General features: G+C 35.5%; 23 protein-coding genes. 11 read left to right on the top strand and 12 right to left on the bottom strand.

The window, feature by feature from the left end; genetic code table 11:
* The first annotated feature begins 51 nt into the window (after positions 1-51).
* Genes AACZ49_RS01235 through AACZ49_RS01225 form a run of 3 tightly spaced genes read left to right on the top strand, consistent with a single transcriptional unit; the run spans position 52 to position 3,130 of the window.
* Complete coding sequence (locus AACZ49_RS01235; RefSeq protein WP_339650757.1) at positions 52-1,725, top strand: glycosyltransferase family 39 protein; 1,674 nt, start codon at positions 52-54, stop codon at positions 1,723-1,725.
* On the top strand, positions 1,725-2,378 hold the full coding sequence (locus AACZ49_RS01230) for a DUF4271 domain-containing protein (protein WP_339650755.1): 654 nt from the start codon (positions 1,725-1,727) through the stop codon (positions 2,376-2,378). The genes AACZ49_RS01235 and AACZ49_RS01230 overlap by 1 nt, the downstream gene beginning before the upstream one ends.
* Before the next feature lie 8 nt (positions 2,379-2,386).
* On the top strand, positions 2,387-3,130 hold the full coding sequence (locus AACZ49_RS01225) for a uroporphyrinogen-III synthase (protein WP_339650754.1): 744 nt from the start codon (positions 2,387-2,389) through the stop codon (positions 3,128-3,130).
* A gap of 54 nt (positions 3,131-3,184) precedes the next feature.
* Here the strand turns inward: AACZ49_RS01225 and pckA are convergent, their stop codons facing one another.
* The 4 genes from pckA to AACZ49_RS01205 form a co-directional block, all read right to left on the bottom strand.
* Entirely contained in the window at positions 3,185-4,801 is a 1,617-nt protein-coding gene (pckA, locus tag AACZ49_RS01220; protein ID WP_339650753.1) for a phosphoenolpyruvate carboxykinase (ATP), read from the bottom strand.
* Between the two features lie 251 nt (positions 4,802-5,052).
* On the bottom strand, positions 5,053-6,186 hold the full coding sequence (locus tag AACZ49_RS01215) for a glycerate kinase (protein WP_339650751.1): 1,134 nt from the start codon (positions 6,184-6,186) through the stop codon (positions 5,053-5,055).
* On the bottom strand, positions 6,183-7,652 hold the full coding sequence (locus AACZ49_RS01210; RefSeq protein WP_339650749.1) for a DASS family sodium-coupled anion symporter: 1,470 nt from the start codon (positions 7,650-7,652) through the stop codon (positions 6,183-6,185). The genes AACZ49_RS01215 and AACZ49_RS01210 overlap by 4 nt, the downstream gene beginning before the upstream one ends.
* 153 nt (positions 7,653-7,805) lie before the next feature.
* A complete protein-coding gene (locus tag AACZ49_RS01205) occupies positions 7,806-8,141 on the bottom strand; it encodes a DUF423 domain-containing protein (RefSeq protein WP_339650747.1) in 336 nt (111 codons plus the stop codon).
* A gap of 81 nt (positions 8,142-8,222) precedes the next feature.
* Here AACZ49_RS01205 and AACZ49_RS01200 point away from each other — a divergent pair, with 81 nt between their 5' ends.
* A complete protein-coding gene (locus AACZ49_RS01200; protein WP_339650745.1) occupies positions 8,223-9,596 on the top strand; it encodes a saccharopine dehydrogenase family protein in 1,374 nt (457 codons plus the stop codon).
* A gap of 61 nt (positions 9,597-9,657) precedes the next feature.
* Positions 9,658-10,128, top strand: a complete 471-nt coding sequence (locus AACZ49_RS01195; protein WP_339650743.1) for an Lrp/AsnC ligand binding domain-containing protein — start codon at positions 9,658-9,660, stop codon at positions 10,126-10,128.
* Here the strand turns inward: AACZ49_RS01195 and AACZ49_RS01190 are convergent.
* From AACZ49_RS01190 to AACZ49_RS01165, 6 genes are all read right to left on the bottom strand, one after another.
* On the bottom strand, positions 10,125-10,625 hold the full coding sequence (locus AACZ49_RS01190) for a GNAT family N-acetyltransferase (protein WP_339650741.1): 501 nt from the start codon (positions 10,623-10,625) through the stop codon (positions 10,125-10,127). The genes AACZ49_RS01195 and AACZ49_RS01190 overlap by 4 nt on opposite strands.
* Before the next feature lie 78 nt (positions 10,626-10,703).
* Positions 10,704-11,399, bottom strand: coding sequence for a zinc metallopeptidase (locus AACZ49_RS01185; protein WP_339650739.1), 696 nt, complete (start codon positions 11,397-11,399; stop codon positions 10,704-10,706).
* 135 nt (positions 11,400-11,534) lie between these two features.
* The gene (gene ald / locus AACZ49_RS01180) at positions 11,535-12,635 is read right to left on the bottom strand and encodes an alanine dehydrogenase (RefSeq protein WP_339650738.1); all 1,101 of its coding nucleotides are present in this window, start codon (positions 12,633-12,635) and stop codon (positions 11,535-11,537) included.
* 276 nt (positions 12,636-12,911) lie between these two features.
* The gene (locus AACZ49_RS01175) at positions 12,912-15,818 is read right to left on the bottom strand and encodes a class I tRNA ligase family protein (RefSeq protein ID WP_339650737.1); all 2,907 of its coding nucleotides are present in this window, start codon (positions 15,816-15,818) and stop codon (positions 12,912-12,914) included.
* A gap of 83 nt (positions 15,819-15,901) precedes the next feature.
* Complete coding sequence (locus tag AACZ49_RS01170) at positions 15,902-16,432, bottom strand: UbiA family prenyltransferase (RefSeq protein WP_339650736.1); 531 nt, start codon at positions 16,430-16,432, stop codon at positions 15,902-15,904.
* Positions 16,433-16,434: 2 nt separating this feature from the next.
* Positions 16,435-16,626: a hypothetical protein gene (locus tag AACZ49_RS01165; protein ID WP_339650735.1), complete on the bottom strand. Its 192-nt coding sequence runs from the start codon at positions 16,624-16,626 to the stop codon at positions 16,435-16,437.
* 285 nt (positions 16,627-16,911) lie between these two features.
* On the opposite strand from AACZ49_RS01165, the gene AACZ49_RS01160 reads away from it, so the two are divergent.
* The 6 genes from AACZ49_RS01160 to AACZ49_RS01135 all read left to right on the top strand — a co-directional run bounded on the left by AACZ49_RS01160 (position 16,912) and on the right by AACZ49_RS01135 (position 22,273).
* A complete protein-coding gene (locus AACZ49_RS01160; protein WP_339650734.1) occupies positions 16,912-18,726 on the top strand; it encodes a T9SS type B sorting domain-containing protein in 1,815 nt (604 codons plus the stop codon).
* Positions 18,727-18,791: 65 nt separating this feature from the next.
* Positions 18,792-19,670, top strand: a complete 879-nt coding sequence (locus AACZ49_RS01155) for a permease-like cell division protein FtsX (RefSeq protein WP_339650733.1) — start codon at positions 18,792-18,794, stop codon at positions 19,668-19,670.
* Between the two features lie 9 nt (positions 19,671-19,679).
* Positions 19,680-19,943: a DUF3098 domain-containing protein gene (locus tag AACZ49_RS01150; RefSeq protein WP_339650731.1), complete on the top strand. Its 264-nt coding sequence runs from the start codon at positions 19,680-19,682 to the stop codon at positions 19,941-19,943.
* Positions 19,944-20,741 (top strand): undecaprenyl-diphosphate phosphatase, encoded by a 798-nt coding sequence (locus tag AACZ49_RS01145; protein WP_339650729.1) that lies wholly within the window; start codon positions 19,944-19,946, stop codon positions 20,739-20,741.
* 24 nt (positions 20,742-20,765) lie between these two features.
* The gene (gene truB, locus AACZ49_RS01140) at positions 20,766-21,479 is read left to right on the top strand and encodes a tRNA pseudouridine(55) synthase TruB (RefSeq protein ID WP_339650727.1); all 714 of its coding nucleotides are present in this window, start codon (positions 20,766-20,768) and stop codon (positions 21,477-21,479) included.
* A 65-nt stretch (positions 21,480-21,544) separates the two neighbouring features.
* Entirely contained in the window at positions 21,545-22,273 is a 729-nt protein-coding gene (locus AACZ49_RS01135) for a hypothetical protein (RefSeq protein ID WP_339650724.1), read from the top strand.
* Here the strand turns inward: AACZ49_RS01135 and AACZ49_RS01130 are convergent.
* Together AACZ49_RS01130 and AACZ49_RS01125 are read right to left on the bottom strand one after the other, a co-directional pair.
* Positions 22,256-22,852, bottom strand: a complete 597-nt coding sequence (locus AACZ49_RS01130) for a thioredoxin family protein (RefSeq protein WP_339650722.1) — start codon at positions 22,850-22,852, stop codon at positions 22,256-22,258. The two genes, AACZ49_RS01135 and AACZ49_RS01130, sit on opposite strands and share 18 nt — an antisense overlap.
* A gap of 64 nt (positions 22,853-22,916) precedes the next feature.
* A complete protein-coding gene (locus AACZ49_RS01125; protein WP_339650720.1) occupies positions 22,917-23,795 on the bottom strand; it encodes a YitT family protein in 879 nt (292 codons plus the stop codon).
* Between the last annotated feature and the right edge of the window lie 7 nt (positions 23,796-23,802).

The raw sequence follows: 23,802 nt of genomic DNA, 5'->3' as shown, positions 1-23,802 counted from the left end.
TTATGTAACTAACCTTAAATTTGTAATTTCGCCATCAAGTATCCTATGCGAATGTTGACTAAAATTCCAAAGCAGTTCTATTTTTTTTTAGCTGCTATTTTCATTCTTAATATCATTCAATCTAGTTTTACGCAACTCATTTTTGATGAAGCCTATTACTGGTATTATAGCCAAAATATGGCCTGGGGTTATTTTGACCACCCACCTATGGTCGCCTTGTTGATTAAAATAAGTAGCTACTTTTTTAATGGCGAACTAGGTGTACGGTTCATGAGCTGCATTCTATCTGCCCTTAATATCATTTTGCTTTGGCTAATGATTGACAATCCCAAAAAGAACGATTATATAAAACATTTCTTTGTGTTGGTTTTTTCCATGACACTATTAAATGCTTATGGGTTCTTTACCTTACCAGATACACCTTTGCTATTTTTTACCAGTTGTTTTTTATTGACCTACAAGCATTTTATTAAAAACCCATCATTAAGCCTATCGGTATTATTAGGAATTTTTATGGCTGCCTTAATGTACAGTAAGTACCATGCTGTTTTAGTCATTTTCTTTGTTCTACTATCAAATTTGAAATTAGTGCAAAACAAATATGCATGGCTTTCAGTTCTTGTGGCTCTAATTTCCTATGTTCCTCATTTTTATTGGCTATATGAAAATGACCTTGTATCTATTAAATATCATTTATATGAAAGACCTAATGGAGCCTATAGCTTTGAAAAATATACCTTAGGTTTTTTCGTGAATCTAGTAGCTATTTTTGGACTAACTTTTCCTTTTATCTATAAGGCACTTTTTAAAACCAAAAGCAATGATTTATTCAACAAGGCTCTTATATACCTTACCTATGGTGTAATTCTATTTTTCTTTATTTCTAGTTTTAACAGAAGAGTACAAACACAGTGGATTATTATCATCTGTATTCCCTTGGTCATTATTGCGTTTAACTACATGTTACAGAATAAACAGGCATTATCTTGGATTTTTAGATTTGGACTTATCAATTCGATAATAATCATATATCTAAGAATGGGACTTGCCTATCAACCACTTCTTTTTAATTTCTATTATGAAACGCACGGCAATCAAGAATGGGCGCAAGCGATAGAAGATGAAGTTGGTAAAGTTCCTGTAGTGTTTGAAAATTCTTATAGAAATGCCCCAATGTATTCATTCTACACCGATGGCACACCTACATTTTCTTTGAATAATTATATGTACCGTAAAAATCAGTATTCAATTGATAATTCTGAAGAAAAAATACGAGGCAGGGACGTTGCTTACATTTCAAAATATATTAAAGACAACTCATTTTCTTACGAGAGGGAAGATGGCGGGCTTTATAAAGGGAAGTATATACCAAATTTTCAATCTTTTCGAAAGGTTAATTGTATTGTGGAAGACAAAGAAGTAATTTTAAATACGGATAAAAATATTAAACTAAAGGTTTTTAACCCCTACAAGGAGTCTATCGAATTGAGCAAACTAAGATTTGCAGTTACCTACATGGATAATCACAAAATACCAAAGGAAACTTTAAATATAGCGCTTGAAACCGTAGAGCCTAATTCTACGTTGCTAAAAAAACAGGACACTACTAATTTTACATTTCACTTACCAAAAACAAAAATGGAAAACATTGGTTACTTTAGGGTGGTCATTTCAGAGAACAATCTCTATTTTGGCTTAAACGGAAAACCAATTCCAATACAATAATGGAACCTATTGCCAGAATATTTTCTCAAAACGATTGGATCACCATAACATTAATGGTAAGTCTTCTGTTTCCATTAACGGCAAAAAGCATCTATTATTCCCGCTTTTTTAGTTTTATAATTCTGCCATTTAACAACAGGTATATATCTATGTACACCAAGAAAGAGAAACTATTCAATTGGTTCCATATACTGTTAAGTATTTTTCAAATTATAAATACCACTCTATTTATTTTTTTTATTTGGCGTTTACATAAGCCTCTTTCTCAAGTCGAAAATCCATTTATTTTTCCGTTGTTGCTTGCAAGTGTTTTCCTATTCTTAAGCGCAAAAACATTGGCGCAATTGTTCAACGGTTTTATATTTAATTCTTATAATATCTTCAACGAGCTGTTTTTTAAGAAATTAACCTATCTTAATTATTCAAGCATTGTTCTTTTTATTGCCAATGTTCTTTTAACCTATGTTTTTATTGACTCGAAAATCGTAATCTATATTGCCGTAATTCTATTCTTGATTATTAATATAATTGGCTGGTTGACAGTACTAAGGAATTACCAAAATTTTATTAGCTCTTATTTTTTCTATTTTATTTTGTACCTTTGCGCACTCGAAATTGCACCCTTAATTATTATGGGAAGCTTTCTAAAATAGCGCAGCGTATGAAAGTAAAAACGATTTTGGTCTCTCAACCAGAGCCAAAAATGGAAAATTCTCCCTATTCCAAACTTATCGATAAAGAAAAGGTAAAGGTTGATTTTAGACCGTTTATTCATGTAGAAGGAGTTGACGCAAAAAGTGTGCGCCAGCAAAAAATAGATCTGAATGATTTTACTGCCATTATTTTAACCAGTAGAAACGCAGTAGATCATTTCTTTAGAATCGCAGAAGAAATGCGTTTTAAAGTTCCAGATTCCATGAAATACTTCTGTCAATCTGAAGCCGTAGCTTACTATCTACAAAAATACGTTGTTTATAGAAAGCGTAAGATTTATGTTGGAAAGCGATTATTCACAGATTTAGTCCCTTTGATCAAGAAATATAAAGATGAGAAATTCTTACTACCATCTTCCGATGTTCTTAAATTAGATGTCCCTGATACGTTAGAATCTCTAAACATAAATTGGAAACGCGCTGTTTTTTACAAAACAGTTATTAGCGATCTTTCAGATTTAAGAAATGTGTATTATGATATTTTAGTATTCTTTAGTCCTTCCGGAATAGAGTCTCTATTACAGAATTTTCCAGATTTTGAACAAAAGGAAACAAGAATTGCAGTATTCGGTAATTCTACCGTTGACGCAGCTACTGGTGCTGGTTTAAGAATTGACATTAAAGCTCCTACGCCAGAAACTCCATCAATGACAATGGCGTTACAAAAGTATATTACAAGCGTAAATAAATAACTGGCTCAAAAAAGTCAATAAAAAAGCCTTGCATTGCAAGGCTTTTTTTATGTTTTAGAATGCATACCTTTGTGGTCCGCCTCTTCTAATTTCCTCCGTGGCATAACTTTCATACTTTTTAAAGTTTTCCCTAAAGGCATTTGTTAATTTAAACGCAGTCGTATAATATTTCTCATCATTGTTCCAAGTTGATCTCGGGCTTAAAACAGATGTTGGCACACCAGGACACTCCCTTGGTTGAGCAACTCCAAATACCGAATGAATATGGTATCTATCATAAGAGTACAAACCTAAATCACCATTCAAGGCTGCAGATATCATCGCTCTAGTATACTTTAACTTCATTCGTGTTCCAATTCCGTAAGGGCCACCAGTCCAACCAGTATTCACCAACCAAACATCTACCCCAGACTCCTTCATTTTCTTACTCAACATTTCTGCATATTTCGTTGGATGCAATGGCATAAACGGAGCCCCAAAACATGCAGAAAAAGAAGGCACCGGTTCTACTACCCCAGCTTCTGTACCCGCAACTTTAGCCGTGTAGCCTGATATAAAATGATATGCGGCTTGACTAGGAGTTAGCTTTGATATTGGAGGCAACACACCAAATGCATCGGCAGTTAAAAAGAAAATATTCTTTACATTCTTTCCAATTGATGGCTGCTGTATGTTATCAATATGATGAATAGGATAACTAACTCTAGTATTCTGAGTAATAGAGGTATCGGTATAATCAACATTACCTTTGTCATCTAAAACAACATTTTCTAAAATAGCACCTGGTCTTATAGCTCCATAAATTTCTGGTTCCTGTTCTTCGGATAAATTAATCACTTTAGCATAACAACCGCCTTCAAAATTAAAAACAGTATTTCTACTCGTCCAACCATGTTCATCATCACCTATTAACTTTCTATTCGGATCCGTTGACAAGGTTGTTTTTCCTGTACCAGATAATCCAAAAAAGATAGCAGTATCACCATCTTCACCTACATTCGCCGAACAATGCATTGGCAAGGTTTCTTTATAAACCGGCAAAATAAAGTTTAACGCTGAGAAAATACCTTTTTTGATTTCACCTGTATATCCGGTACCACCAATAAGTGCAATTTTATCGGTAAAGTTTAGTATCGCAAAATTATGTTGTCTTGTTCCGTCTAATTTTACATCTGCCATAAAACCCGGAGCGTTGATAACAGTCCACTCAGGTGAGAAATCTTGTAGCTCAGCTTCTGTAGGGCGTAAAAACATATTATAGGCGAACATATTAGACCAAGGATACTCGTTTATGACCCTAATATTTAATTGATATTCAGGATCTGCACAGGCATAACTATCCCTAACGAAAAGTTCTTTTTCATTCAAATAGTCAATTACTTTTATATATAAAGAATCAAATTTTTCCTTTTCAAATGGAATATTAATATCACCCCACCATACTTTATCTTTCGTAATATCATCTTTTACGATAAAACGATCCATTGGCGATCTACCTGTAAATTCACCAGTATTAACAGCAAGAGTACCATTGCTGGTCTCAACTCCCATATCCATTTCTAAAGTAGCCCTCTGCAGTTGTTCAGGATGTTCCTGGTAATGAAAATTAGAATGTTTTATCCCATATTTTTTTAAGGATATTGTATTCGTATTTGTTGTTGAGCTTTTCATGCTTTTGAGAATTTAATGAAGTAAAACTAAAAAAATAAAAGATGAACCCTTGGTTTTCAAAGCTTAATTAAACCTAATTCCCGTCGAAATACGAATTCAATGAAAGAAACACTAAAAAGGAAATGTATTCGTAGATAGTTTATTTGTTTTATTGCATAATAATAAACAATATCACCCTATTGGTGAATTATTATTGATTTTGATTCCATTTTTTAAGAAATGGATAAAATTTATTATTTAAAATAGGGACTTTATTTTTTCAATAATTTAAAATATTCGGTCGTTTTAGCAGTCAATAATCCTGCAGCATGCTTCATATTATAAGTAAGGTCTTTCGTAGAATCTTGTATTTCAAATACATCAAAAACACCATGTTTTTTTAGTTGCTCTTTTTCTATCGAAAGCTTTCCACAAACAGCAATTACCGGAATATTTTCACGAACACCCAAGGCAACTACTCCTTTAATCAACTTTCCATTCAGGGTCTGCTCATCAATTTTACCTTCTCCCGTAATTAAGTAATCAAAACGCTCTTTACTCAATAAATCATTTACCCCCGAAAGCTCTAAAACAAAATCTATCCCACTAAAATAATTTGCCCCAAGAAAAGTTTTAAGTCCATAAGCTACACCTCCTGCTGCACCTGAACCTGGTAGCTTAGCATTTTCAAGATTATAAGTATCTGTTACTACCTTATTTAAATTTATTAGCCCAAGGTCTAATTCATCGATCATGTGTTTTGATGCACCCTTTTGCGCAGCATAAATATGCGCAGCACCGTTTTCACCAAATAATGGATTGGTAACATCATTTATGGAAAAAAACTTTACCAGCTTTAAACATTCTAAAACATCTGCATCATCAATAGATTTAATTTGACTTAAACTGGCACCAGTGGCTTTTAACTTCTTACCATTTTTATCTAAAAAAGAATATCCTAAAGCTTGTGCTATGCCAATTCCACCATCGTTAGTAGCGCTTCCACCTAAACCTATATAAACGTTTTTAATACCTTTTTGAACTGCATCCTTTATTTGAAGTCCTGTACCAAATGTACTTGTCAACATAGGGTTTCGTTCTTTAGGAGTTAGCAGCTCCATACCTGACGCATTTGCTAATTCAATAAATGCCGAATTAGCTTCATGACTATATAGGTAGTAAGATTGTATTGGTTTTCCCAATGGATTTTCACTAATTACCTGAACTGAAACACAAGGTTTATAATAGGCTACCGCATTCATAAAACCATCACCACCATCAGAGGCTCTAATATAGTGTGAAGTAAATTTGACTCCTGCTTTTGCCACACCTAAAATAAAAGCTTTAGACACTTCCTCGCTTGTTAATGAGCCTTTAAATTTATCAGGAATAAGCAATAGTTTCATTTGTTCAGATTTTGCGGGAAACTATCAATAGTAATATCCCATAATTCTGGGAGTACAAAATATACGAAAAAGACTAGTATAAATATAGATATTAAATTCATAACGAACCCTTTACTTACCATATCGGGAATTCTCAAATAACCTGAACCAAAAACTACAGCATTAGGTGGAGTAGCTACTGGAAGCATAAAAGCACATGACGCCGCTACTGCCGCACCGACCATTAACACAAACGGATGCACATTTATTGTGAGCGCCATCGGCGCCAATACCGGCAACAACATAGCGGTTGTTGCAAGATTTGACGTTATCTCGGTCAAAAAATTAACAGCAGCAATCAAAACCAATACAAGAACCAAAATTGGTAATCCGGCAAGGGACGTCATCTGACTTCCTATCCATGATGCTAATCCGCTTTCTTCAAATCCTTTTGCTAAAGCCATACCTCCACCGAAAAGTAAAATAATACCCCAAGGCATTTTTACGGCCTCTTCCCAATTTATCAATTGTTCTCCTTTTTTCTTTGAAGGAATTAAAAACAAAACAATGGCAAAAAATATAGCAATAATGGTATCGTCTAGACTTGGTAATATCTTTTGAAGCAGAAAAGACCTAGTGATCCAACAAAAGGCTGTAAGCGTAAAAACAAAAGCCACTACTTTCTCTTCATAACTAATTTTACCAAGCTTTGATAATAAACGTTTTATCTCCTCCTTACCACCAGGAAAAGTCTTTTGCTTGAAGGTAAAGGCATATTTCGTTAAATATTTCCAGCAGATAAATATTAAAATTATTGAGATTGGTAACCCAAAAATAAACCATTGCATGAACGTTATTTCATAACCATAGGTATCTAAAATAACACCGGCCAACACTAAGTTTGGCGGTGTACCAATCAACGTTGCCAAACCACCAATAGATGCGCTATAAGCTATAGCCAGCATTAAGGCTTTACCAAATGTCTGATTTTCATCTTCTATAGTATCAGGATTATCTTGTAGCTGCTTAATAATAGCTAAACCTATAGGAAGCATCATCACAGCAGTTGCCGTATTCGATATCCACATCGATAAAAATGCAGTTGCTACCATGAAACCAAGAATTATTTTTCGAACATCAGAACCTATCAAACTAATAATGTTCAAGGCAATTCTACGATGTAGATTCCATTTTTCGATTGCTATGGCAATAATGAAGCCACCCATATAAAGAAACACATATTTATGCCCGAAGGACTCTGAAGTAGCCGATAAATCCAATCCGCCAGAAAGTGGAAATATCACTATTGGAAGTAATGCGGTTACCGCAATCGGAATTGCCTCCGTTATCCACCAAATAGCAATCCAAATTGTTGATGCCAATACGGCATTGGCTTGCTCAGAAAGTCCTTCTGGATGAAAAAAGAAAAGAATTAAAAAGAAGGAAACCGGACCTAAAACAAGTCCCAATAAGTTTATTTTAATCATGTGTGTGTATCATTAAGAGTTGAAAATACATCTTTCTTAGCGCTAACCTAATTTCTTCAATTTAAAACGTCTGATTTTATAATTCCGAAAAACATTAACACCCAAGCAGCTAATAAGAAAATACCCCCTATTGGCGTAACAATGCCAAAAACTTTAAAATCGAATTGTATTAAATCGTTCAACGCCAAAAACTTTAAAATCGAATTGTATTAAATCGTTCAACGCCAAAATATAAATAGAAAAGGAAAATAAAACCACCCCTATTACAACACACAGATATATAGACTTTTTTGATTTAAGAATGGTATCGGGCAGTAATGCAAGAACAAACAAAAAAAATGCATGATACATTTGATAGCGAACTCCTGTTTCAAATGTCGCAACGTCATCTAAATCGACTAAATTTTTTAATCCGTGTGCGCCAAAAGCACCAAGAACAACTGCCAACATACCGAACAAGCATGCAGTAGCCAAAATTGTTTTTTTCATAACTTTTTCCATAACTTTCTTTATAAATATAACAATTTAATACCTTAGTATTTTGTTACCAATCAAAAATACTGAAATCGGATGATGCGAAAAATTCTTGTTATAGGTGCGGGTAAGTCTACCTCATACTTGTTAGATTATCTTTTAGGGAAAGCGGAAGAAGAAAAATTAAAAATAACGATTGGTGACATTAATCCATCAGGCATACCAGCTGCTTTTGCCAACCATAAACACTGCTCAGTTATTGCGCTAGATATATTTAACCAAACGGAAAGAACAAATGCTATTGTAAATGCAGACATTGTTATTTCAATGCTGCCTGCACGATTTCATATTAAAGTAGCTGAAGACTGTGTTGTTAATAAAAAACACCTGGTAACAGCTTCTTACATAAGCCCAGAGTTACTTGCTCTTGATGAAAAAGTTAAGCAAAATGGACTTGTATTTATGAATGAAATCGGTCTTGATCCGGGTCTCGACCATATGAGTGCAATGCAGGTAATTGATCACATTCGAGATAAAGGCGGAAAAATAATGCTATTTGAATCATTTTGTGGCGGATTGGTTGCACCGGAACATGATGATAACCTTTGGAATTATAAGTTTACTTGGAACCCAAGAAATGTTGTTCTTGCCGGGCAGGGTGGAACCGCTAAATTTATTCAAGAAGGCACTTATAAATACATACCTTATCACCGTCTTTTTAGGCGTACAGAGTTTTTTGAAATTGAAGGTTATGGCCGTTTCGAAGGTTATGCCAATCGTGATTCTTTAGGCTATAGAGAAGCTTACGGTCTGCAAAATGCGCTAACTTTATATAGAGGAACGATGCGCCGTGTTGGTTTTTCGAAGGCATGGAATATGTTTATTCAGCTAGGAGTAACCGATGACACCTATACCATTGAGAATTCTGAAAAGATGAGTTACCGAGAATTCATTAACCTGTTCTTACCATACTCACCAACCGATTCAGTAGAATTAAAACTTAGACACTATTTAAAATTAGACCAAGATGATATTCGATGGGATAAATTATTGGAGCTGAATATCTTTGATAATACCAAGTTTATAAATATCCCAAATGCCACACCGGCCCAAGCTTTACAGAAAATACTAGAAGATAGCTGGACACTAAAAGCAGAAGAGAAGGATATGATTGTCATGTACCATAAATTTGGATACGAATTAAATGGTGAAAAGAAACAAATAGACTCTAAGTTAGTTGTCATAGGTGAGAATCAAACTTTTACGGCAATGGCAAAAACTGTTGGATTACCTGTAGCGATGGCTGCACTCAAAATATTAAATGGGAAAATCACCACCCCTGGTGTACAAATTCCTATTTCCAAAGAGGTATATGAACCTATTCTTGAAGAATTAAAAACATACGGTGTCAACTTTAAAGAATACGAAGTGCCTTATTTAGGATACAACCCTAATTCTGTAATTAACTAATCCTTTTTAACTATCACATTGAAACCAAATAGGTATTTTTATGTTTAAATTGATATAAGACATGAAAACACCCACTTCCTTAGCTAAAATTGATGGAATTGACAAAAAGATTTTGAGATTTTTAATGGTGGATGCCCGAAAACCTGTTCTAGAAATTGCTCGAAGTATTGGAATATCTGGTGCTGCGATACATCAACGCTTAAGAAAATTGGAAGCATCTGGACTTTTATCAGGCTCTAAATTCATTGTAAACCCTAAATCATTAGGATACACCACTATGGCTTATATAGGTATTTATTTAGATAAGGCGATGAGCAATCCTATGGCGGTAAAACAATTGGAAAAAATACCTGAAGTTTTAGAATGCCATTACACCACTGGTAATTGGTCTATTTTAATTAAAGTTTTATGTAGGGACAATGAACACCTAATGCAAGTATTAAACAAAGAAATTCAACAGATCGAAGGCGTTTCTAGAACAGAAACTTTTATTTCCTTAGCACAGCAAATAGACCGACAAATTACTATTTAAGTAGAAAGTAAAAGCAGTTCTTCTGAAGCTTCATTTGGTTTTATTGTATCTATTTTCTTAAAACCTAATTTACTTAACAATTGAAGCGATCTTTGATTAGTTTCCATGCAAATTGCCAGTACCCGCTTTAAACCTAATTCAGATTGGCCATATTGCATCATGGCATTTGCTGCTTCATATGCATATCCCATGCCTTCAAATTCCGGTAAAAATGCAAAACCTATATCAGCATCCTCTAGATAATCCCTTTTTAAAAAACCACAAAGGCCAATCGAAGTTTCGTCCTTTAAAGAAACCGTTAACAGTCCGAATCGGTATTTATCATACTCTTCAAGTAACGTTTTTTGAATGTAATCTTTTGCCTTTTTCTCAGTTGTTATTTTCTTATCCCCAATATACTTTAACCAACTGTCACTATTTAACAATTCATAAATAAAATGGGCATCCTCGAATTTCGCCCGTTTTAAATACAATCTTTCAGTTTCAATTCTTTTCATAAAAATATAATTGAGAATAAAAAACCTGCTTTAAACAAAACAGGTTTTTTTTACATTCAGTTCTTAACCAATATCAGACTAATCCCTACCTCCAAATACTTGAAGACCCCAATATACTAATGTCGCTAAAGAACCAATTGCTGCAACCAAATAGGTACGTGCAGCCCATTTTAGTGCATCTTCAGAACCTTTATATTCTTGTGGAGTAACAACGTTTTTATTCTTCAACCATGCCAGAGCACGGTTACTTGCATCATACTCTACAGGTAAGGTTATAAAACTAAACAATGTAGCTAAACCCATCATGACAAGACCTGCAACCGCAACCCAATATCCTAAACCAATACCAGCTGCTCCACCTAAGACCAAGCCTCCAAAAACTACCCACATCGACATACCGGAAGTTACACTAACAATAGGCACCAATTTAGAACGCATACCCAACCACTCATAAGCTTGGGCATGTTGCACCGCATGACCACATTCGTGCGCAGCAACAGCAGCCGCCGAAGCATTTCTTTGGTTATATACGCCTTCACTTAAATTAACTGTTTTGTTCTTCGGATTGTAGTGATCCGTTAGCATCCCTGGAGTAGAAACTACTTTTACATCACGAATACCGTGATCAGAAAGCATTTTTTCTGCAACTTCAGCTCCGCTCATTCCATTTTGCAAATGCACCTTGGAATAAAACTTAAACTTACTTTTTAATTTGCTACTTACTAACCAGCTCACCAAAGCAATGGCGCCGATCAATATATAATATCCCATCATAACATTTCAATTTTTTAAATCAACTAAATATACTTAAAGATTTGCTTTCTCAAGAAAATCTATTTTCATTAAAGCAAAAACCCCGCCAAAATCCCTTAGGACTTCGCGGGTATATTTTACTGACAAAATGTACGTTTATACAATCACCTCTTCCCAACCGAAAGCTTCAATAATCTCTTGATAGACTACCTCGCCTTTAACGATATTCAATCCTTTCTTTAATGATGCATCTTTCTCACAAGCCGCCTCCCAACCTAGGTTCGCTAATTTTAGTGCGTAAGACAAAGTTACATTTGTTAATGCCATTGTTGAGGTATAAGGTACAGCACCAGGCATATTAGCTACTGAGTAATGCACTACATCATCAATTATATAAATAGGATCTTCATGCGTTGTTGGTCTAGTAGTTTCTACACAACCACCTTGATCTACGGCAACATCGACTATCACAGTACCAGGGCGCATTTCCTTTAACATATCTCTGGTAATTAAATTTGGTGCCTTGGCACCTTTTAACAATACACCACCGATAATTAAATCATGCGTTTTAATAAGCCTTCTAATATTAAACTCGTTAGAGAATTCGGTAACAACATGTGGAGGCATTACATCATTTACGTAACGTAACCGTTTCATATTAATATCCATAATAGTAACGTGAGCACCCAAACCTGCTGCCATTTTTGCAGCTTGCACACCTACAACACCAGCACCCAACACTAAAACTTTACCTGGAGCTACACCAGGTACTCCACCTAAAAGTACTCCACGACCCTTAGCCGGCTTTTCTAAGTATTTTGCACCTTGCTGTATGGCCATTCTACCCGCAACTTCAGACATAGGGGTCAAAAGTGGTAAAGTTCCTTCTTCATCTTCTACTGTTTCATAAGCTATACAAACCGCTTTTTGCTTTATCATTGCTTTGGTCAAAACCTCACTTGAAGCAAAATGGAAATACGTAAACAGTATTTGCCCTTCCTGTATTAAATCATATTCTTCAGCAATAGGCTCCTTTACTTTCACAATCATTTCACTCATGGCATAAACCTGACCTATTGTATCTAATATAATTGCTCCCGCCTGTTGGTAATCTTGATTAAAAAAACCACTTCCCTCACCCGCTTCGGACTGAACATATACTTTGTGGTTGTTCTTTACCAATTCGAAAACTCCGGCTGGCGTCATACCTACCCTGCTTTCATTATTCTTAATTTCTTTTGGAATACCAACGATCATGATGTTATCATTTAATGTTATCCTGCAAAATTGAAGCTAATTATGCTGATATCAAACATTAATTCGATAAAAGGTAGGGGTTTGAAGCGTAAAATATGTTTATATTATTTTATACCCCTATATTTTTAGGGGTAAATTTATAATATTTTATTTTTAACAATCCTACACCCCATGATTTTTACGAAAATTTAAAGCATGCGAAGCAATCTGTTGAATTCGCGTACAGAACCTACAGTTAAATTCGCTTTGCTGGTGATGAGGTAATTAAAAAGATGTTTAACCTACGATATTTACAATTTTCCCAGGGACGACAATTATCTTTTTAGGTTCACGACCTTGTAATTGTTGTTGGGTTTTTTCGTTTGCCATTACCGCAGTTTCGATTTCCTCTTTAGATAAATCCAACGAAAGCGCTAATGTGAATTTCATTTTACCATTGAAGGAAATAGGGTACTCTTTACTACTCTCTACCAAATACCTTTCTTCAAATGTTGGAAAAGTTGCCGTAGCAATAGACCTTGTATGACCTAGTTTATTCCATAGTTCTTCAGCAATATGTGGTGCATATGGTGAAACCAAAATGGCTAATGGCTCCAACACTTTTCTGCTGACACATTTCTGCGCAGTAAGTTCGTTAACACAGATCATGAAAGTAGATACCGAAGTATTGAAACTGAAATTATCAATATCTTCTTCTACTTTTTTAATTGTTTTGTGCAATGTTTTCCATGATTCTTTTGAAGGCTCTTCTTCGCTAACCATAAACGAAGCATTTTCACCTGTATGGAACTGTCTCCATAATTTCTTTAAGAAAGAATGTGTGCCCGTAATTCCTGCCGTGTTCCAAGGTTTGGATTGCTCTAATGGACCTAAGAACATTTCGTACAAACGTAAACTGTCGGCCCCATATTCCTCACAAATGGAATCAGGATTCACCACATTGTATTTGGACTTCGACATTTTTTCGACTTCGCGAACAACTTTAAAAACTTCGCCATCATCCTTTATAAAGATAGAATCTTCAAAATCAGGCCTCCACTTTTTAAATCCTTCTATATCTAACTCATCCGAAGCATTAATCAATGAAACATCAACATGAGTTGAAATTAAAGCACCATACTTAAAAGCTTTTGAATTTACCGGGGCCGTATTTCTCCATTTTTTTATTACCGCATCGACATTATTTAAGTCCTTTTTATTTATTGCAATAAAAAATTGTTTTTCATTTTCAAACTTTGCTGTTACAAAATGAACAAATGCACTAGTCCCCGTGATCATCCCCTGATTAATCAACTTCTTGGCAAATTCATCTTTAGGCACCAAACCTTTATCGAACATGAACTTCTGCCAAAAACGAGAATACAATAAATGCCCAGTAGCGTGCTCGCTACCACCTATATATAAATCCACATCTTGCCAATAATTAATGGCCTTTTGAGAGAATATTTCTTCGCTATTATGCGGGTCCATGTAACGGTTAAAATATTGAGAACTACCTGCCCAACCTGGCATAGTATTCAACTCCAAAGGAAATACCGTAGTATTATTTATCTCGCTATTATTGACAACTTTAGTAGTGACAGTATCCCATGCCCAAACCTCAGCATTCCCTAATGGAGGCTCGCCGGTTTCTGTTGGTAAATATTTTTCAACTTCAGGCAACTCTACAGGTAAATGCTCGTTTGCAATCATTTGAGGCATTCCATCCACATAATACACTGGAAAAGGTTCTCCCCAATAACGCTGCCTACTAAATACGGCATCGCGCAAACGGTAATTGATTTTACCCGCTCCTTGTCCTATTTTTTCAAGTTCAAAAATCGCTCGCTTTACCGCTTTCTTATACGGTAATCCATTCAAAAAATCTGAATTGGTAATCACCGTTTTATCCTTATCGGAAAATGCTTCTTCGGAAATATCAACTCCTTCAAAAATATTCGGAATCGGAATATTGAAATGTTTCGCAAAATCATAATCTCGCTGATCGCCACATGGAACCGACATTACCGCTCCTGTACCATAACCGGCCAAGACATAATCCCCAATCCAAATTGCAACTGGTTCTTTTGTGAACGGATGCTCTGCATAGGCACCTGTAAAAGCACCGGAAATAGTCTTTACATCTGCCATACGATCACGTTCGGAACGTTTTGCAGTGGCTTCGATATAAGCTTCCACTTCGGCTTTCTGGTCCGAGGTAGTAATTTTCGAAACCAATTCATGTTCTGGCGCCAAGGTCATAAAAGACACCCCGAAAATGGTATCGGGTCTGGTTGTAAAAACCTCAATGGGAAATGAGTTCTCAACTGTAAAGAAAGTAACAGATGCACCCTCACTCCTTCCTATCCAGTTGGTCTGCGAATCTTTTAATGGTTGTGGCCAATCAATCTTTGCCAACCCATCTAACAAACGTTGCGCATATGCAGAAATACGCATGCTCCACTGGGTCATTTTTTTACGAACAACCGGATGTCCACCTCGCTCGGACACACCATTAACAATTTCGTCGTTCGCCAAAACGGTTCCTAATGCCGGGCACCAATTTACTTCGGTATCCGCCAGGTATGTTAATCTATATTTTAAAAGTATTTCTTGTTTTTTAACATCAGTAAAAGCCCTCCATTCATCAGCTGTAAAATCTTCTATATCATCGTCACAAACAGCATTTATATTGGCGTTACCATCCTTAGAAAATTTAGCTATCAGGGTTTCTATCTCTTCTGCTTTATCCGAATCTTTATTATACCAAGAATTAAAGATTTGAATAAAAACCCACTGCGTCCACTTATAATACTCCGGACTAGAAGTACGCACCTCTCTGCTCCAATCGAAAGAGAAACCCAATTGGTCTAATTGCCTTCTATAGGTCTTAATATTAGCTGCCGTAGTTACTGCCGGATGCTGACCTGTTTGTATCGCATATTGTTCTGCGGGCAGTCCAAAAGAATCATACCCTTGCGGGTGCAATACATTAAATCCTTTATGCCTTTTATACCGTGCATATATATCACTCGCAATATACCCTAACGGATGCCCAACATGCAACCCTGCTCCCGATGGATAAGGAAACATATCCAACACATAAAACTTCTCTTTATCAGAGTCATTTTCTGCTTTAAATGTTTGGTTGTCTGCCCAGTATTTTTGCCATTTGGCCTCAATTTCGTTGAAATTGTATTGCATGATCGTTACTTCTTTTCTGTAAGCCGCAAAAATAGGTTTATTCTGTTAAAGGGGAAAAAATAACGTTACAGATACCACTAGTACTATGCCATCAATAATTTTCCACTGTACAATACCCAGAGCATAGAAAGCAATGCAGATAAATTAATGAGGTATCCAAACAATTTCATTTGTGGTAAGGAATATGGCTTATCCTTAAAAAGCACAAAAATATCTAGAACTAAAAATACAGAGATAAGACCAAGAAACGATGCTAAAATAAGATCTTCGAACCAGCACCAAACCAAAATAGATTCGAATATCAATAGAATTAGCATTACTGATTTTGAGTTTTTACGTCCGACCAAAGTTGCCGTAGTGCGCTTACCAGATGCCAAATCTGGTTCAATATCCATAATTTCCCCTGCTATATGTGCCTGAAATGCAAATAAGCACAAGTAAACAAGTGCCTGCCAAGGAAGAGAATTTAAATAATTCAGTTCGGTCGAAAAGAAAACGGTCACGACATAACCTACTTGAATTAATATCTCAAACGGTGATCGTTCTTTTAGTCTAAATGGTTTAAAGTTGTACAGGATATTCACAACAATCATAAACAACAATAAAGGGAACATTTTCACCCCTGATAAAACGTAAACAATACCACAAAAGGAAGCAGTACTATAGCTATCTTAAATAAGACCCCGTTTAGTTGAGACCTTGAAGCCTTAGCACCAAATAAGTAATTACCTTTTCTTTCATTTACCGCATCGGCATCAACATCATTATAATCATTTAGACCATACACTAAATAATTCAAAGGGAACATCACAAAAGCCCTAGCCAAAACTTAATAGCCAACCAATAATCCACCTGATTTTCGAATGGAACTAAATAAATCCAAATAGTAGGAAACCAAAGCCCGGGTCCAGATATTTTTAGATCCAATGAAGTATACATTCAATAAAAAATTACCATTCTTAGAATAGACCATCACCTTGAAAACAATATTAAAAAACCTTTTCACTAAAAAACATATCTTTATAACGTGAACTTGACTTGCTATAGATTTTTACTATTTACCCTAATCATTACCAGTTGTAGTATAACATCTATGCATGCCCAATTAGGTTTTTGTGGAGGAAATTCTGGAGACCCTATTTTTTTAGAAGATTTTGGCTCTGGCACAACAGATGGGCCCGCTTTGCCTGCCGGAAGTACAACCTATAATTTTACGACCGGAACGCCGAATGACGGTGACTATACCATATCTAGCACTACCAATTATTTCGACTGGTTATCCATTCAAGATCACACACCTGGTGACACCAATGGAAAATCTTTTATTGTAAACGCAAGTTTCACCGCAGGTGAATTCTATCAACGCCAGGTATCGGGACTGTGCGAGAACACCTCTTATGAATTTTCATCTTGGTTGATCAATTTACAATCTGCAAACAGTTGTGAAGGCAACAGTATACCCATAAACGTACGTTTTCAAATTTGGGATGAAACCGATACCAATTTACTGGCACAAGGCGATACCGGCAGTATCATAGCAAATTCTAATGTAGAATGGCAACAATACGCTTTGGTGTTTAAAACAGAACCTGGCCAAACATCGGTTATCCTAAAAATGAGAAACAACAGTAATGGTGGCTGTGGTAATGATCTAGCTATAGATGATATACTATTTAAGTCGTGCGGAGATAACGTGATAGTATCAACCACTACCAACGAAAATGGGTTAACCGTTTGCGAAGATCAAGGTGCCGTATCTAGAACAATTGTTGCAACGCCAGACAATTCTATATTCGCCACCCACGCCTACCAATGGCAACAAAGTACAGACCAACAAACCTGGATTGATATCGCTAATGAAACAAGCAATACACTTTCTACTCCATCAATTAACTCAACCACATATTTTAGAGTTAAAATAGCTGAAGACCCCATTAACGTAAATAATGATTTATGCAATGTGGTTTCCGATATTTTTGAAATTATTGTTTTACCTATACCTAATGCTCCGACGAGCAATGGTAATGTTACCATTTGCGAGGGTGAATCTGGCGCATTATCCGTAACCACTCAAAATGAATATACTGTAAATTGGTATGATGCGCCTACAGACGGTAATTTACTTTTAGAAGCCAATAACAGTTTTGAAACTACTATTGCAGGCACCTATTACGCCGAAGCTAGTTCACCGGAAATAGAATGTTCATCTACAACCAGAACAGCATTAACCTTAAATGTTAACCCTTTACCAACGGTACCAAACGATACCTATACTTTTTATTGTGAGAATACAACACTGACTATCAATGCCGCTGTAGACAATGTAACTTATTTGTGGAACACTGGTGCTACAACAAAATTAATAGACATTACAGAACCTGGCGAATATTCGGTAACCGTAACCAATACCTACGGATGTTCAAATAATCATCGTTTTTTTATAGAACAAATTGACCTAGCAATAATTGAAAACATTACATCTGACGGACCATCAGTTATTGTAACATTATCAAATTCGGGCGATTTCGAATATTCCCTTGATGGATTTTCTTTTCAACAAAGCCCTATTTTTGAAGCAGTACCAGGTGGTTTTTATACTATTTATGTACAGAACAAGACAGATTGTGGTGTTGCGACCCAAGATTTTTATCACTTAGTGATTCCTAAATTTTTTACTCCTAATGGAGATGGCACAAATGACTTTTTTGAACCTGATGGTTTAGATATTTTCTCAAATGTATCATTCTCTATTTATGATCGCTATGGAAAACCACTAAAGTTCGGCAATAAAAATTCTGCAAATTGGGATGGTTCATTTCAAGGAAAACAAATGCCCGATGACGACTATTGGTTTAACATAAAGGCAGATACATCACATTTTAAAGGACACTTTAGCCTTAAACGTTAACAGGTTAAAAATTTAAGTTTCATTTAACTTTACTTTGCTATTTTTACTGCAATTTTAACTGCTATATGGCAAACTCTTTCGAAAATTATCAGCGGCGCAAACTTATTTCATCCTATTTTTCAGTGGTGCTAAGTATTGCATTGGTCTTGTTCCTTTTAGGTATTCTTGGCCTTTTGGTGCTGAACACAAAAAAAATGGCTGACCGATCCAAGGAACAAATTACCATTTCTGTCTTTTTAAAGGAAAACACCAAAGAAATTGAGGTAGAGCAATTGCAAAAGACACTGGCCATGTCCGAGTATACAAAATCATCTACCTATGTTTCTAAAGAAGAAGCCGCAAAGCAACATAGTGAGGATATTGGTGAAGATTTTGTTGATTATTTAGGTTACAATCCGTTGAAAAATTCTATAGATGTAAAACTGAATGCCGATTTTGTAACTGCCGAAAAAGTGGAAGAAATTGCAGCTACCCTTTCAGAAAAAAGCTTTGTAGACGAAGTAAGTTATGACAAAGTACTTGTTAGTATGGTAGCAAAAAGTGTAGAGCAGATTGGTTTTTGGATTTTAGTTGCCAGTGCAATCTTTACATTTATAGCAGTACTTTTGATTAATAGTTCTATTAGACTCTCCATTTACTCCAAACGATTTATAATCAAAACAATGCAGATGGTAGGAGCAACTAAAACCTTCATTAGAAGACCATTTATTTGGCAAAACATTAAATTGGGTATGCTTGGTGCCGCACTAGCATTAATAGCCATAGGTGGAGTTGTTTATTACATAGATACCAATTTTCAAGATTTCGGCCTTTTCGACGAACCTTACATTCTAGTTATCCTATTTGTAAGTGTTTTTCTTTTAGGTATACTTATTTCGTTCATTAGCACCTATATTGCGACGCAACGCTTCTTAAATCTTAGAACCGACGAATTATATTATTAAATTTGCGCCATGAGTAAAAACAATAAAGTAGAACAGCAAACTAAGCAAGAGTTTATATTTCAGAAGAAGAATTACACCTTCATGTTCATAGGACTTGCCTTTATAGCCCTAGGTTTTATACTAATGAGCGGTGGTGGTAGTGACGACCCAAATGTTTTTAATCAAGAAATCTACAACTTTAGAAGAATTCGACTAGCACCTACATTGGTTCTTTTAGGCTTAGGAATTGAAATCTATGCCATTCTATTAAACCCATACAAAAAGAAAGAATAATTGGATACATTAGATGCAATTATACTCGGAATTATTCAAGGATTAACCGAGTTTCTTCCTGTTTCTTCAAGCGGTCATTTAGAATTGGGAAAAGCAATATTAGGAGATAATTCTGTTCAAGAAGAGAGCTTATTATTTACTGTTGTTTTGCATTTTGCTACCGCTTTAAGCACCATTGTTGTTTTCAGAAAAGATATCTGGGAAATTATAAGTGGTCTATTCCAATTTAAATGGAACGAGGAAAGTCAGTTTTCTGCAAAAATCATCATTTCAATGCTACCTGCAGTCTTTGTCGGTCTATTTTTTGAAAAGCAATTAGAATCGTTCTTTGGAGGCAATGTTAAGTTTGTAGGGTTTATGTTGATTATTACGGCTGTACTACTATATTTTGCAGACAAAGCAAAGGATACAGATAAAAAAGTAAGTTTCGGCAACGCTTTTCTTGTCGGTATTTCACAAGCCATTGCCATGCTACCAGGTATTTCTCGTAGTGGTGCTACTATTTCTACCTCCGTTCTTTTAGGTGTTGATAAGTCTAAAGCTGCTAGATTTTCTTTTTTAATGGTAGTCCCTTTAATTTTTGGGAAAATTGCCAAAGACCTAATGAGTGGCGAATTAAATTTTGCTGGCGAAAACAACATGGCAATGGGTGCAGGCTTTATTGCTGCCTTTATTGCTGGACTTGGAGCTTGTACCTGGATGATTACCTTGGTAAGAAAAAGCAAACTATCCTATTTTGCCATCTATTGTCTTATTGTAGGACTAATTGCTATTATTTACGGATTTACAAATCCATAAGACGTATTTAAATCCCCAGAATTCATGAAAAATTTGACCAAAGAAGATTTTTTAAATGGTCAGCTATTATTGATCGACAAGCCTTTGGGATGGTCATCATTTCAAGCAGTGAATAAATTAAAATGGGCTATTAGAAAGAAGTTTAGTTTAAAGAAATTTAAAATTGGCCATGCCGGAACTCTAGATCCATTAGCTACTGGTTTGTTAGTTATCTGTACAGGTAAATTCACAAAGAAAATTACAGAATATCAAGGTCAAGAAAAAGAATACACGGGTGTATTTACTTTAGGCGCTACTACGCCCTCTTATGACCTAGAAACAGAAGTCAACGAAACATTTTCAACAGATCACATCACTACAGATTTAATTAAAATTACTACAGCTCAATTTATTGGTGAAATTGAACAAGCGCCTCCTGTGTTTTCAGCCTTAAAAAAAGATGGAAAGCGATTATATGAATTCGCACGAGAAGGTAAAATTGTGGATATACCGAAAAGAAAAGTTTCAGTAAACGCTTTTGAAATCACTAAAGTCGACAACCTAAATGTTCACTTTAGAATTGCCTGTAGCAAAGGCACTTATATACGTTCTATTGCCAATGATTTTGGTGAAGCACTTAATTCTGGAGCACATTTAACAACGCTTAGAAGAACCAAAATCGGTGATTTTAACGTAGATATAGCTGAAGACCCTTTGGTCTTTGCCGATGCTTTATTAGGGCCTCAAATAACCGAATAAACAAACAAAAATTTACGTTATATCGATTCCCTAAAATATTTTAGTATTATTAAGGTTATATAACCATGAATCTGAATCGACAACAATTATCATTACTCATTACATTCTTTAGCATGTCTATTGTGGTGTTAGTGCTTTATGGTATTCAACTGGGTGGCGAAGAGGTGACCGAAGATGATTATGTCGTTGAGATGGTTATGGATTCTGAAATTTTGGAAGAAATTTTAGAGGAAGAAAAAGCCAAAGAAGACCAAGTAAATGTCGATCCTATAAAAAGTCATTTAGCATTTAACGAAACGGCTAAACCTAGTTATGGTAATCCTGAGCCTTTACAAACCCTAGAGGAATTGATGGAGGAACGCAGTGAAATGACCGATGGTGATCCTTCAGAAAATGCGAATTACGACTCAGGGTATGCTGAAAGAGTGAAAGCCCTGGCAAAAAAGAGAGAAGAAAAAAAACAACTTTTAGGAGAAAAAGAAGCTCAAAAGAAAGAGTTTACCAATAATCTTGCTGCTCGAAGAACTTCAGTATCCTATTCATTGGTAGATAGAAATAATTACAAATTACCACCGCCAATTTACACCTGTATTGAAGGTGGAAAAGTTGTAATTAACATAGAAGTGAATGCTTTAGGATATGTAACAGAAGCTGATTTCAATGAAAAAAGTTCTGACACTTCTAACGGATGCCTTGTTGAGAATGCCATAGCCTATGCTCTTAAAGCAAGATTCAATTCTTCTGAGAAGGAATCTCAAAAAGGCACTATCACTTATTTATTTCAGGGGAAGTAAACGCAATATATCTTCCAACACGCTTTTGCCTTTATCTTTATTATAAAACACCTGTAAATCTTGCTTAAACTCTGCGGTTAATGAACCATGCTCTTCCTTAAATGCGTCAACCAATTGTGTGGCATTTAAAGATCTAGGACCCCAAGTCGCAACGACAAAATCTTCTTCATTAATTGCAATAAGTTTAGGAATAGACATAGAACCGTTTGAAAGAAACCGATTCATAACGTCTAAATTCTCGTCACGAAGAATAAGTGACAAGGATATCTTAGGATTTAATTCTGTGATTTTATTTAAAACCGGTAACGCAGGAGAAGCATCACCACACCAACTTTCCGTAAGAACCAACCACGTTATTTTATCCTGAACCGATTTAATTTTTGCAATAGCTTCATCACTAAAGTTTAGGGTCTTGTCCCACCTACGCATGCGACTATTATTTAACTGGGTATACTGCACCAAAGCCTCTGTCTGCAAAGGGCCTGTTGATTCTCCCTTTTCTGTCAAATCAGAGACCAATTTTCTATACTCAAGATAAGTATAACCATTCTCTAAACTTTGCTCAATCAATTTATCCATCTATCTTACCATTATTGGCTATACATACTAATCGAAGCCATTAGTAGTATCAAAATAATTTTACTTACAAAGATCGTTTCTTAATCATGCCACCACGCGTATCGTTAATTTTACCCATTACTACGAAAGCCTTTGGGTCAATTTTATTAATTTCAATATTAAGACGACGAATTTCCAAACGAGTAATCACTGTATATATAACATCATATTCTCTATGAAAGCCCTGTTTGCCAAAGCCGCCCTTGGCTTTATATATGGTTAACCCACGGCCTAATTTTTCTATTATCATAAGCCTTATTTCTTCGCTAGAGTCAGATATGATAGTTACACCTGTATATTCTTCGATACCTTCAATAACAAAATCTAACGTTTTGGATGCAGATAAATAGGTAAGCATAGAATATAAAGCCGTTTCTAAAGATAACATATAAGCCGCTGCAGAAAAAACTAAAATGTTTACCAATATTATAATATCGCCAATAGTAGTACCCAGTTTACGACTTAGATAAATTGCCAAAACTTCAGTGCCATCAAGCACGCTTCCTCCTCTAACCGACAATCCTATTCCTGCTCCAAGAAAGAAACCACCAAATACAGAAACCAAAAGTTTATCTTGTGTTACTTCAGGAAAATTCACAAATGCGAGAACAATGGCGAGCCCTAAAATCGCCAAAGCCGTTTTCGAAGCAAATATTTTTCCTATCACCCTGTACCCCAAAAATACAAAAGGAATATTCACTAAAATTATTAATATATACAACGGTATATCCGCAGTTTCAGCAATCAAAAGAGAAATTCCGGTAGCACCACCATCAATAAAACTATTAGGGAATAAAAAACTTTCTAAACCAAATGCAGCGAAAAAAATACCTGAAATAATAAAAAAAGTATCCTTAGCGAGTAATCTAAAGTCGACTTGCTCAATTGCCTTAAGTGGTTGCATAAATTAT

Origin of the sequence: uncultured Maribacter sp. (assembly GCF_963975365.1) — a bacterium.
Lineage (GTDB): Bacteria > Bacteroidota > Bacteroidia > Flavobacteriales > Flavobacteriaceae > Maribacter.
The sequence above is the reverse complement of the archived record's forward strand: the minus strand, read 5'-3'. Positions and strand labels throughout refer to the sequence as shown.

Bases quoted from the DNA above. Each gene is read 5' to 3' on its own strand.
- AACZ49_RS01235 (WP_339650757.1), top strand. From the start codon at position 52: ATGTTGACTAAAATTCCAAAGCAGTTCTATTTTTTTTTAGCTGCTATT.
- AACZ49_RS01230 (WP_339650755.1), top strand. From the start codon at position 1,725: ATGGAACCTATTGCCAGAATATTTTCTCAAAACGATTGGATCACCATA.
- AACZ49_RS01155 (WP_339650733.1), top strand. From the start codon at position 18,792: ATGGCAAACTCTTTCGAAAATTATCAGCGGCGCAAACTTATTTCATCC.
- AACZ49_RS01170 (WP_339650736.1), bottom strand. From the start codon at position 16,432: ATGTTCCCTTTATTGTTGTTTATGATTGTTGTGAATATCCTGTACAAC.
- ald (WP_339650738.1), bottom strand. From the start codon at position 12,635: ATGATCGTTGGTATTCCAAAAGAAATTAAGAATAATGAAAGCAGGGTA.
- AACZ49_RS01160 (WP_339650734.1), top strand. From the start codon at position 16,912: ATGCATGCCCAATTAGGTTTTTGTGGAGGAAATTCTGGAGACCCTATT.
- AACZ49_RS01165 (WP_339650735.1), bottom strand. From the start codon at position 16,626: ATGTTCCCTTTGAATTATTTAGTGTATGGTCTAAATGATTATAATGAT.
- truB (WP_339650727.1), top strand. From the start codon at position 20,766: ATGAAAAATTTGACCAAAGAAGATTTTTTAAATGGTCAGCTATTATTG.
- AACZ49_RS01215 (WP_339650751.1), bottom strand. From the start codon at position 6,186: ATGAAACTATTGCTTATTCCTGATAAATTTAAAGGCTCATTAACAAGC.
- AACZ49_RS01125 (WP_339650720.1), bottom strand. From the start codon at position 23,795: ATGCAACCACTTAAGGCAATTGAGCAAGTCGACTTTAGATTACTCGCT.
- AACZ49_RS01135 (WP_339650724.1), top strand. From the start codon at position 21,545: ATGAATCTGAATCGACAACAATTATCATTACTCATTACATTCTTTAGC.
- AACZ49_RS01130 (WP_339650722.1), bottom strand. From the start codon at position 22,852: ATGGATAAATTGATTGAGCAAAGTTTAGAGAATGGTTATACTTATCTT.
- AACZ49_RS01185 (WP_339650739.1), bottom strand. From the start codon at position 11,399: ATGATGGGATATTATATATTGATCGGCGCCATTGCTTTGGTGAGCTGG.
- AACZ49_RS01200 (WP_339650745.1), top strand. From the start codon at position 8,223: ATGATGCGAAAAATTCTTGTTATAGGTGCGGGTAAGTCTACCTCATAC.
- AACZ49_RS01195 (WP_339650743.1), top strand. From the start codon at position 9,658: ATGAAAACACCCACTTCCTTAGCTAAAATTGATGGAATTGACAAAAAG.
- AACZ49_RS01210 (WP_339650749.1), bottom strand. From the start codon at position 7,652: ATGATTAAAATAAACTTATTGGGACTTGTTTTAGGTCCGGTTTCCTTC.
- AACZ49_RS01225 (WP_339650754.1), top strand. From the start codon at position 2,387: ATGAAAGTAAAAACGATTTTGGTCTCTCAACCAGAGCCAAAAATGGAA.
- AACZ49_RS01175 (WP_339650737.1), bottom strand. From the start codon at position 15,818: ATGCAATACAATTTCAACGAAATTGAGGCCAAATGGCAAAAATACTGG.
- AACZ49_RS01190 (WP_339650741.1), bottom strand. From the start codon at position 10,625: ATGAAAAGAATTGAAACTGAAAGATTGTATTTAAAACGGGCGAAATTC.
- AACZ49_RS01150 (WP_339650731.1), top strand. From the start codon at position 19,680: ATGAGTAAAAACAATAAAGTAGAACAGCAAACTAAGCAAGAGTTTATA.
- pckA (WP_339650753.1), bottom strand. From the start codon at position 4,801: ATGAAAAGCTCAACAACAAATACGAATACAATATCCTTAAAAAAATAT.
- AACZ49_RS01205 (WP_339650747.1), bottom strand. From the start codon at position 8,141: ATGAAAAAAACAATTTTGGCTACTGCATGCTTGTTCGGTATGTTGGCA.